The sequence below is a fragment of the Nocardia aobensis NBRC 100429 genome (assembly GCF_000308375.1).
Taxonomy (GTDB): Bacteria; Actinomycetota; Actinomycetes; order Mycobacteriales; family Mycobacteriaceae; genus Nocardia; species Nocardia aobensis.
Map to the genome: position 1 here is coordinate 1 of NZ_BAFQ01000072.1, position 10,749 is coordinate 10,749.

Genomic DNA, 10,749 nt, shown 5'->3' on the forward strand with positions numbered 1-10,749 from the left:
GGGGCCGCACAGCTGAAGCAGCTTCTGCCCCAGCGAATCCGACCATGCATGCGGTGCGAGCCGGGTCGCCAGCTCACCGAGTTCGGCGCCGACCGGCCCGTCGATCACGGTGTCCAGCCAGCGATGCACCTCCGCCTCGAAGTCGACGTCGGGCTCCTCCCACGAGGAACGCAGTCCCGCCTCGCGCACCGCCTTCTCGGCGAACAGGTGCAGGCGTTCGCGAAACCGCGGCACCGTGGCGGGACGACGGCCGTCCACCGGCCACACGCCGAACATGTTCTGCAGCAGGAAGATCGCGGTCTGCCCGTCCGGTGCGGGCGCCAGTTCCAGCCACGCGCCCACCGCCTTCGCCCAGCCGTCGGCCACCTGCGAGAGCACCGTGATGCGGGCTCGCACATCCTCACCGCGCTTGGTGTCGTGCGTCGACAGCGTCGTCATCGTGGTCGGGCGGCGCACCGCGCGTTCGGCATTGGCCAGATGGAATTCCAGCACCGACCGGCCGAACCGGCTCGGATCACCGCCCATCTCCTGCAGCGACACCAGACGCGCCGCCTGATAGAACATGGTGTCGTCGACCGCCTTGGCCGCGACCGCGCCGCCGACCTGATGCATCCGCCGCGCCGCTTCTCCGCCGGCGGCCAGCGCCCGCACCAGGACCGACAGCGGGGCGGTCAGCTCCCGGTTGCGCTGCTGTACCTCGGCCACGACGGCGCTGAGCACACCGGACAGGGGTGCGTAGTCGGTGCGGTACACCGGCATATAGGACAGCACCTCGATGGTGGCATTGGTCAGCGCCATATCGCTGATCGCCGCCGAATCGAATCCGTTCACCGCGGCGTCGCGCTTCACCGCGCCGACCAATCGCCGGACCTCGGGAACGAGCAGCCGTTCGGCCACCGCGCGTTTGATGCGATGTTCGGTGTCGGCCATCCATGCGGCATCGCTGCCGTGCCCCGATATCCGCCGCGACAGTTCGGTGAGCGCGTGTTCCCCGGCCGGATCGACGAAGATGCCGCCGACCTCCGCGAGCGCTTCGTATCCGGTGGTGCCGTCCACGGGCAGGGTGGCGTCGAGCGGTTCGTTCCGGCCGAGCACCTTCTCCACGATCAGCAGCCGCTGCGGACCGATCAGCCGGCGCAGTTTCGCCAGATAGGCGGCCGGATACGACAATCCGTCGGGATGATCGACGCGCACCCCGTCGATCAGATCGTGCTCGCACCAGGCGGCCAGTTCGCGATGGGTCAGGTCGAACACCGCCGGCTCCTCCTGCCGGATGGCCGCCAGTTCGGAGACCGCCAGGAATCGCCGATAGCTGCAGATCCCGGCCTTCCAGCTGACGAGGCGATAGTGCTGGCGGTCGTGGATGCGCAGCGCGTTCTCCCCGTCGGTGCCCGGGGCGATCGGGAAGCGCAGGTCGCGCAGGGCGAGGACGGGTTCGGGGCCCGAGCGATCGACGGTCAGCGCCGCCGGATCGTTCTCACTGTGCAGGACCGGCAGCGCGAGCCGCCCGCCCGCGCCGTTGCCCGGGCTCCAGTCGATGTCGAAGAAATGCGCGAACTTCGAATTCTTGCCGTTGCGCAGCACATCCCACCACCACGGATTGCGCCGCGGATCGCCGACGCCGACGTGGTTGGGCACCAGATCGACGATCAGCCCCATGCCGCGGGCGCGGACCTCGTCGGCGAGAGCCTTCAGCCCACCCGGCCCGCCCAGTGCCGCCGACACGGTGGTCGGATCGGTGACGTCGTAGCCGTGCGCGGAGCCCGGCATCGCGGTCATCACCGGAGACAGGTAGAGATGCGAAATGCCCAGCTGCTGTAGATATTCGGCGATCGCGCGGGCATCGGCGAAGGTCAGGGCGTCCGGGCGCAGCTGCAGTCGGTACGTACTGCGCACGGGCGTCCGGCGGGCGATCGGGCCGGTGCGGTGTTCAGGGGAAGGGGTGTCTGTCATCTCGATATCGGTGTGGATTCGGAACGGCGGAGAACGAGCAGGCAGCGAGCGGGTACGGCGACCGTGGTCGCTGCGGAATAGGTGGCATCTGCGCGCCCGGTGGGTGTCGAGCAGTCCAGCGCCACCGTCCAGTGCGCGCCGAATTCCGGTCCGGGTACGGCGAATTCGAGGGGTGCGTCGTGGGCATTGAAACACAGCAGGAACGAATCATCGCGCACTCGTTCCCCGCGTGGGCCCGGTTCGGCGATCGCCTCGCCGTTGAGGAACACCGCCAGCGACCGGGCGAAGCCGGTATTCCAGTCGGCGGTCGTCATCTCCGTGCCGCCGGGGGTGAACCACGCGATATCGCCGGCGTGTGCGCCGGGGAGTTCGCCGGGGGTGCCGGGACGTCCGTCGAAGAAGCGCCGGCGCCGGAACACCGGATGGGCACGGCGCAGCTCGAACGCGGCGCGCGTGAACGTCAGCAGATCGGCGTATTTCTGCGCGGCCCCCCAATCCATCCAGGAGACCGGCGAATCCTGGCAGTAGGCATTGTTGTTGCCCTGCTGCGTACGCCCGATCTCGTCGCCGTGCAGCAGCATGGGTGTGCCCTGCGACAGCGCCAGGGTGGCGATCATGTTGCGGCTCTGGCGGTCTCGCAGCGCACACACCTCCGGATCGTCGGTGGGACCTTCGATCCCGCAGTTCCAGGACCGGTTGTAGTCCTCGCCGTCGCGATTGTCCTCGCCGTTGGCATGATTGTGTTTGTCGTTGTAGGACACCAGATCTCGCAGCGTGAAGCCGTCGTGGGCGGTGACGAAGTTGATACTCGCACCCGGCCGGCGGCCGGTGGCCTCGTACAGGTCGGAACTGCCGGTGAACCTCGAGGCGAATTCACCCAGGGTCGCCGGTCGGCCGCGCCAGTAGTCGCGCACGGTGTCGCGGTACTTGCCGTTCCACTCGGTCCACAGGCCGGGGAAGTTCCCGACCTGGTAGCCGCCCTCGCCGACATCCCACGGCTCGGCGATCAGTTTGACCTGACTGACCACCGGATCCTGCTGCACCAGGTCGAAGAAGGTGGAAAGCCGGTCCACATCGTGCAATTCGCGCGCCAGCGTGGCCGCCAGATCGAAGCGGAAGCCGTCGACGTGCATATCGACAATCCAGTACCGCAGCGAATCCATGATCAGCTGCAACGTGTGCGGGTGGCGCACGTTGAGGCTGTTACCGGTACCGGTGTAGTCCATGTAGTGCGCCGGATCGTCCTCGGCCAGACGGTAGTACGCCGCGTTGTCGATCCCGCGCAGGCCGATCGTCGGCCCGAGGTGATTGCCCTCGCCGGTGTGGTTGTAGACCACGTCGAGGATCACCTCGATGCCGGCGCTGTGCAGTGCCCGGACCATCGCCTTGAATTCGGTGACCGCGGCCCCGGCGCGCGGGTCGGCGGCGTACTCGTGGTGCGGCGCCAGATAACCGAAACTGTTGTACCCCCAGTAGTTTCGCAGACCGCGGTCGAGCAGGATCCGGTCGTGCAGGAACTGGTGGACCGGCATGAGCTCGATGGCGGTGACCCCCAGCGCCAGCAGATGGTCGATGATCGCCGGGTGCGCGATACCCGCATAGGTGCCGCGCAGTCGCTGCGGAATCGCCGGATGCGTCATCGTCAGCCCCTTCACGTGGGCTTCGTAAATGACGGTTTCGTGGTAGGGCCGCCGCGGCGGGCGGTCGCCGGCCCAGTCGAAGTACGGGTTGACCACCACGCCGGTCATGGTGTGCCCCAGCGTATCCGCGCCGTAGGTGTGCAGGGTGGCGTCGGTGGCGAACCGGCCCGCGAAGGCCTTGCCGTAGGGGTCGAGCAGTAATTTGCTGCTGTCGCAGTGCAACCCGCGGGCGGGATCGTAGGGTCCGTGCACGCGGAACCCGTAGCGCCGGCCGGGGGCGACGGTGGGCAGATAGGCGTGCCAGACGTACCCGTCGACCTCGTCGAGCGGGATGCGGTGCTCACCGCCCGCGCGATCGATCAGGCACAGCTCGACCTGTTCGGCAACTTCGGAGAACACCGAGAAGTTGGTACCGGCCCCGTCGTAGGTCGCGCCCAGCGGATAGGCGGCGCCCGGCCAGACGCCGAGAGGCGTCATCTCACCGGATGTATCGGGCCGAACCATGTATCGACAGTAACCGTCGTGCCGGAGTCGCCGGTGCGGGTGGGCCGGGTCGTGCCGGTCCGGTAATCCGGTGGCTATCGATGGGCTGCGGTTACCGCAGGCCGCGCCGCCAGGTCTGGCCGACGAGGTCGGCGCCGAAACTGTGGTGCGGCCGGGAATCGACGAGTTCGAATCCGGCGCGCTGGTAGATCCGCCGCGCCGCGGTGAGCACATCGTTGGTCCACAGCACCATGTCCCGATATCCGGCCTCGGCCGCGAACCGCAGGCACCGCTCGACCAGCGCGGTGCCCACGCCGAGCCCGCGCGCCGACGGTTCCACGAGCAGCAGCCGCAGCCGGGCGGTGGTGTCGTCCTCGCGCACACAGAACACCGCGCCGGCCGCGACGCCGCCGGCCTCGGCGATCCACGCCCGCTCGGTGTCGGGGTCGTGCCCGGCCAGGAACTCGGCCACGATCTTCGCGACCAGCGCCTCGTACTCGGTGTCCCAGCCGTATTCGGCGGCATAGAGCACCGCGTTGCGCTGGATGATCCAGCCGTAGTCGCCCGGGCGCGGAGATCGGAGGCGGACCTCGCTCGTGTGACCTGCTGCGGACGTGTTCACCTGGCCTGGCGCGGTGGCCGGATCGAGCAGCTCTTCGATCGTGCGCATCGCGGTGCGCAGGCGCTGCCGGTCTGCGGCGCTGTGCCCGGCCAGCAGCTCGGCGATGTCGTGCGCGGACCGGCGGTCGAGGTCGTCGGCGGCGGCGCGTCCCGCGTCGGTGAGGTGTACGAGTTGCAGGCGAGCGTCGGACTCGGATCGGTGCCGCCGCACCAGCCCGGCGCTCTCGAAGCGGGCGAGGATCCGGCTCAGATAGCCCGGATCCAGACCCAGTTCGGTGCGCAGCGCGCGGACGCCGAGCGGTCCGGAGTGGGCGAGTTCGAACAGGACTCGCGCCTCCGTGAGCGAGAAGTCGCTGTCGAGCAGATGTTCTTCGAGGACGCCGATCAACCGGGTGTAGCGGCGGTTGAACGCGCGCACCGCGCCGACGTCGTCGTGGTCGAGTGCCGCAGTCGTCATGGCCTGCCCTCCAGTTCTTTGACTGAGTCAAAGATATCGCGCGAACGCCTCGCGGTGCGAGAGAACGAATATTCGGAGGCGCGGTCCCGGTGCCGACGTGATTCATCGCGGTGATAACTTGAACAGCGTTCAAGACCGTCTCGTGAAGGGATCCGCGTGGCCCTGACAGCCGACCAGATCATCGCCCTCGACGCCGCCCATGTGTGGCATCCCTACGGCGGCTTCCCCGCGAGCACCGAACCGCTGGTGGTCGCCTCGGCCGCGGGCACCCGCCTGACTCTCGCCGACGGCCGCGAACTGGTCGACGGAATGAGTTCGTGGTGGGCGGCGGTCCACGGCTACCGGCATCCGGTGCTGGACGCCGCACTGGTCGAGCAGTCGCGGCGGATGAGTCATGTCATGTTCGGCGGGCTCACCCACGAGCCGGCGGTGCGACTGTCCCAGCTGCTCGTGGAGCTGACTCCCGACGGTCTGGACAAGGTGTTCCTCTGCGATTCGGGGTCGGTGTCGGTCGAGGTCGCGGCCAAGATGTGCCTGCAGTACTGGCGGGCGCTCGGACAGCCGGGCAAGCGGCGGCTGTTCACCTGGCGCGGCGGATACCACGGCGACACCTTCACCCCGATGAGCGTGTGCGATCCCGAGGGCGGCATGCACTCGCTGTGGACCGACGTACTGGCCGAGCAGATCTTCGCGCCCGTACCGCCGGTCGACTTCGATCCCGCCTACGTCGCGGAACTGGATCGGCTGCTGGCGGCGCACGCGCACGAGACCGCGGCGGTGATCGTCGAGCCCGTCGTGCAGGGCGCGGGCGGCATGCGTTTTCATCATCCGCGCTACCTGAACGAGCTGCGCCGGTTGTGCGACCAGCACGGTGTGCTGCTGGTCTTCGACGAGATCGCCACCGGATTCGGCCGCACCGGAACGCTTTTCGCCGCCGAGGCCGCCGGCGTGGCGCCTGACGTGATGTGCGTGGGCAAGGCCATCACCGGCGGATATATGACCCTGGCGGCAGCACTGTGCACCACCCGCATCGCCGAGACCGTCAGCGCGGCGCACGGCGGGCTCATGCACGGGCCCACCTTCATGGGCAATCCGCTGGCCTGTGCGGTCGCGGTGGCCTCCGTCGAGCTGCTGCTCTCGCGGGACTGGGCGGGCGAGGTCGCCGCGATCGAGGCCGGTCTGAAATCGGGACTCGCCGCGGCGCAGGACAATCCGCGCGTGGTGGACGTGCGCGTGCTCGGCGCGATCGGGGTGGTCGAACTCGACCATTCGATCGATATGGTCGCCGCGACCCGCGCCGCCGTCGAGGCCGGCGTATGGCTGCGGCCGTTCCGCAATCTGGTCTACACCATGCCGCCGTTCATCAGCAGCGCCGACGATATCGCGCGCATCGCCGCCGGCGTCGTCGCCACCGCCGCGGCGGGGTGAGCCGAATTCCCTTCCGGCCCGCCGTTTGTCGTATATCGGATATTTATTTTCGTGTGATATGGTGACGGCGAGCGCGAAAATTCCTGTCTATCATCGGAATTCGCCCGGTGATATCCACCGGGTCCGCAGGACGGTGAAAGGGAATTCGATGATCGGCACCGAACCCAGTCGCACGGCGATGATGGCGGCCGCGGCCCGCGCGGCCCATCTGCTGATCGACAGCGAGCCCTATCTGTTCCGCGACACCATGGCCTCCGCCCTGCTCGGCCCGCATGCGGAAGAGCTCATCGGCTACCACCTGCACCACGGCGACCATCCGCTGCTGGCCGCGGTCCGGGCGCAGGCGACGGTGCGCAGCCACTGGACCGAACAGCGCCTCGCCGAATCGGCCGCGGCGCAATATGTCGTTCTCGGTGCGGGACTCGACAGTTTCGGATATCGCGGTCCGGCCGAAGGCGTCCGGGTATTCGAGGTCGACCATCCCGGCACCCAGCGGTGGAAAAGGGAAATCCTCGCCATCGGCGATATCCAGCCGGTCGGCGAGGTGATTTTCGTACCCGTCGATTTCGAACGCGACGAATTGCCACGGCAATTGGCCGATGCCGGATTCGACTGTGAACGCCGCGCGGTGGTCAGCTGGCTCGGAGTCAGCATGTATCTCACCGCCGAGGCGATCGGCGCCACGCTGGCCGCCCTGTCCGGTCTGGCCCCGGGGTCGGAACTGGTGATGGAGTACATGCTCGATCCGGCACTGCGCGACGGCAACGGGCACGCCTACGCCGAATCCGTCCGGCCCGTCACCAGCGCCCAGGGCGAACCGTGGCTGAGCACCTTCACCCCGGAAACCCTCGACGACGTCCTGCGCCGGTACGGATTCGCCACGGTCGAGCACATCAGCCACCGAGCGGCCGTACCGGCGGGCTGGTGGGAGCGGGCCGATGCGCTGCAACCGGTGGATCTGTGCCGGCTTGCGCATGCGCGCATCGGCGGCTGACCCGCGGCGGCGTGCGCGGTGTGTTTGGCTGGACCGCGACGCCTAGGAGCCGAGGAGTGGGGAATGCGGGCACTGCGAGTGATCGTCGTCGGCGGGGGAATCGGCGGTATGGCCGCCGCGATCGCGTTGCATCGGCGCGGACACGACGTCGAGGTCTGGGAGCGAGCCGCCGCCGTCGGCGAGGTCGGCTCGGGATTGACCTTGTGGCCCAACGGGTTACGCGCACTGGATGCGATCGGCGTGGGCGCGGAGGTGCGCTCGCGCGCGATGGCCGATACCGAGGGCGGAATCCGTGACCGCTCCGGCCGCTGGCTGACCCGCACCGACACCGAGAAAGTGGCCGACCGGTACGGCCCGGTGGTGGCGGTCCATCGCGCGGACCTGTTCGACATCCTGCGCACGGCGCTCGGCGAGGACCGTCTGCGCCTGGGAGTCACCGTCACCGGGGTCGACATCGAAGACCCGGCGGTGCAGGTTCTGCACAGCGGGGGAGCGGAGACGGCGGATCTCGTGATCGGTGCCGACGGCCTGCGCAGCGTCGTGCGGACCGCGGTCTGCCCGCATGCCCGCCCACCCCGCTACGCCGGATACACCGCGTGGCGAATGATCACCGAACCGCAGCCCGACCTGCGCCAGGGCGGCCAGATCTGGGGCAGCGGTGAGATTTTCGGCATCGTCCCGCTCGCCGACCATCGGGTATACATGTTCGGCGCGGTGAACGCGGCCGAAGGCGAGCGCGCGCCCGACGGCGAATTCTCCGCCGTGCGCAGACGTTTCGGCGCGTGGCCCGATCCGGTTCCGCGGCTGCTGGACGCGGTGTCGCCGGATTCGGTGATGCGCCACGACATCTACCATCTGCCCGATCTGCCGACGTTCGTCCGCGGACGCGTCGCGCTGCTCGGCGACGCCGCACACGCCATGACGCCGAATATGGGCCAGGGCGCGAACCTCGCCCTCGAGGATGCGGTCACCCTGGCCGCGTTGCTCGACAACGGCGAGCTCGACGACGCGCTGCGCCGCTACGACGCGCTGCGTCGCCCGCGCACCCGGGCCCTCGCCCACCGTTCCCGGCGGATCGGAACGGTCGCGCAATGGTCGTGGACGCCCGCGGTGCGTGCCCGCGACACCGCGTTGCGGCTGATGCCCGGCTGGGCGATGCCGCGCGCCTTCGCACGCGCCCTCGACTGGGCGCCACCGGCCTGACGGGTTCGCCACCTGCGGCGGGCACGGTGGATCGCACCCGCCGCCACCGTCCTGAACGGCGTTCAAGTATGCTTCCGAGCTGTGAACGAGGATCCGTTGAGCTGGTTGGACGAGCGTGCGGGTGACCGGGTGCGCGCCGGGTTGCGGCGGCAGTTGCGGGCGCGACCGGCGCACAGCGATCTCATCGACCTCGCCTCCAACGATTACCTGGGTCTGTCGCGCCACCCCGAGGTGATCGCGGGCGCGGTCGAGGCGGTCCGGACCTGGGGCGCCGGCGCGACCGGATCGCGGCTGGTCACAGGCACCACCGTCGCGCACGAGGACTTCGAGGCCGACCTGGCCGACTTCGTGGGGGCGCAGGCGGGCCTGGTCTTCGCCTCCGGCTACGCCGCCAATCTCGGTGTCGTCACCGCGCTGGCCGGTCGCGGTGCGCTGGTGGTCTCCGACGCCGGTAGTCATGCCTCGCTGGTCGACGCCTGCCGGCTCTCGCGGGCCCGGGTGGAGATCGCGCCGCATCGCGATGTCGAGGCCGTCGACCGGCTGCTGTCGCAGCGGACGGAGGAGCGTGCGCTGGTGCTCACCGATTCGGTGTTCAGCGCCGACGGCGACCTCGCGCCGCTGACCGACCTGCATCGGGTGGTCCGCGCGAACGGCGCGGTGCTGATCGTCGACGAGGCGCACGGCATAGGCGTGCGCGGCGACGGTGGACGCGGCCTGGTGCAGGAGCTCGGCCTGGCCGGGCAACCGGATCTGATCGTGACCGCCACCCTGTCGAAAGCCCTTGCCGCGCAGGGCGGAATCGTGCTCTGCGACGAACGGGTACGCGCCCACCTCATCGATACCGCGCGCACCTTCATCTTCGACACCGGATTGGCGCCCGCCGCGGTGGGCGCCGCCCATGCGGCGTTGCGGCTGCTGCGCAAGGAACCGGAACTGGGCGGGCGAGTCCTCACCCGTGCTGCCGAGATCGCCCGCATCGCCGATGTGCCGCAACCGGATTCGGCGGTCGTCTCGGTGGTGCTCGGGCAGGCGCAGGTGGCCTTCGACGCCGCGCAGCAGTGCCGGGCGCGCGGTCTGAGCGTGGGCTGTTTCCGGCCGCCGTCGGTGCCGGAGGGCACCTCGCGGCTGCGATTGACCGCGCGTGCCGACCTCACCGAGGCCGAGATGGAGATCATCGCCACGGTGCTGGACGAGGTGCTGACCGCGGCGCGGGACCCGCAAGCTGCCTGAGTGATGCGAGAATTGGAGGAGCGAGGCGACATGAGCAGGTTGATCGTGACGGGCACCTCGACCGACGTCGGGAAGACCGTCGTCACGGCCGCGCTGGCCGCGGCGGCGCGCTCGGCCGGGCGCACGGTCGCGGTGTGCAAACCGGCACAGACCGGCATGGCTCCGGGCGAAGCCGGCGACCTCGCGGTGATCGAGCGGCTGGCGGGTGTGACCCGCACGCTCGAACTGGCCCGCTATCCCGAACCGCTGGCTCCCGACACCGCCGCCCGCCGCTGCGGGCAACCGCTGCTCACCCTCGGTGAGACGGTGGCCGGCATCGACTCCCTGGCCGATGCCGACCTCACCCTGATCGAGGGCGCTGGTGGCCTGCTGGTTCGGGTCGGGGAGTTCACGCTGCTCGACCTGGCACAGAAACTCGACGCGCCGGTGCTCGTGGTCGCGGCCGCGGGGCTGGGCACTCTCAACCACAGCGAACTCACCACCCGGGCCCTCGCCGCCGCCGGTGTGCGGTGCGCGGGGCTGGTCATCGGATCCTGGCCGAGCGCACCGGATCTCGCCTCCGAATGCAACCGCACCGACCTGCCGGAGGTCACCGGCGTCGAGGTCGTCGGGGTGATCCCCGAGGGCGCCGGACAGTGGCTGCCCGAGCGATTCGCCGACACCGCCACCGGATGGTTCCACGCCGACTGGGTTCGCCGATACCTGGGCTGAGCCGCCCGTCGTGGCGAGGCCCCCGTTCG

Annotated in this window: 8 protein-coding genes; 5 read left to right on the forward strand and 3 right to left on the reverse strand. The window is 69.5% G+C overall.

The genetic code is table 11. The features are described from left to right. The 3 genes from treY to RJ03_RS09755 form a co-directional block, all read right to left on the reverse strand. Positions 1-1,953, reverse strand: a 1,953-nt coding sequence (gene treY / locus RJ03_RS09745) for a malto-oligosyltrehalose synthase (protein WP_051024514.1), incomplete at its 3' end; no start/stop codon positions are given. Next, positions 1,950-4,097, reverse strand: a complete 2,148-nt coding sequence (gene glgX, locus RJ03_RS09750) for a glycogen debranching protein GlgX (protein WP_036500452.1) — start codon at positions 4,095-4,097, stop codon at positions 1,950-1,952. The genes treY and glgX, both read right to left, overlap by 4 nt. A 91-nt stretch (positions 4,098-4,188) precedes the next feature. Next, on the reverse strand, positions 4,189-5,154 hold the full coding sequence (locus RJ03_RS09755; protein ID WP_036500454.1) for a bifunctional helix-turn-helix transcriptional regulator/GNAT family N-acetyltransferase: 966 nt from the start codon (positions 5,152-5,154) through the stop codon (positions 4,189-4,191). Positions 5,155-5,310: 156 nt separating this feature from the next. Here RJ03_RS09755 and RJ03_RS09760 point away from each other — a divergent pair, with 156 nt between their 5' ends. From RJ03_RS09760 to bioD, 5 genes are all read left to right on the forward strand, one after another. Continuing rightward, positions 5,311-6,582: an adenosylmethionine--8-amino-7-oxononanoate transaminase gene (locus RJ03_RS09760; protein ID WP_036500457.1), complete on the forward strand. Its 1,272-nt coding sequence runs from the start codon at positions 5,311-5,313 to the stop codon at positions 6,580-6,582. Between the two features lie 148 nt (positions 6,583-6,730). Further along, positions 6,731-7,576 carry a class I SAM-dependent methyltransferase gene (locus RJ03_RS09765; RefSeq protein WP_218000942.1) on the forward strand — a complete coding sequence of 282 codons (846 nt, stop codon included), beginning with the start codon at positions 6,731-6,733 and terminating at the stop codon, positions 7,574-7,576. 63 nt (positions 7,577-7,639) lie between these two features. After that, positions 7,640-8,779, forward strand: a complete 1,140-nt coding sequence (locus RJ03_RS09770) for an FAD-dependent monooxygenase (RefSeq protein ID WP_036500459.1) — start codon at positions 7,640-7,642, stop codon at positions 8,777-8,779. A gap of 81 nt (positions 8,780-8,860) precedes the next feature. After that, a complete protein-coding gene (locus tag RJ03_RS09775) occupies positions 8,861-10,009 on the forward strand; it encodes an 8-amino-7-oxononanoate synthase (RefSeq protein ID WP_036500462.1) in 1,149 nt (382 codons plus the stop codon). Positions 10,010-10,039: 30 nt separating this feature from the next. Then, positions 10,040-10,720 carry a dethiobiotin synthase gene (gene bioD / locus RJ03_RS09780; RefSeq protein ID WP_036500471.1) on the forward strand — a complete coding sequence of 227 codons (681 nt, stop codon included), beginning with the start codon at positions 10,040-10,042 and terminating at the stop codon, positions 10,718-10,720. The last annotated feature ends 29 nt before the right edge of the window (positions 10,721-10,749 follow it).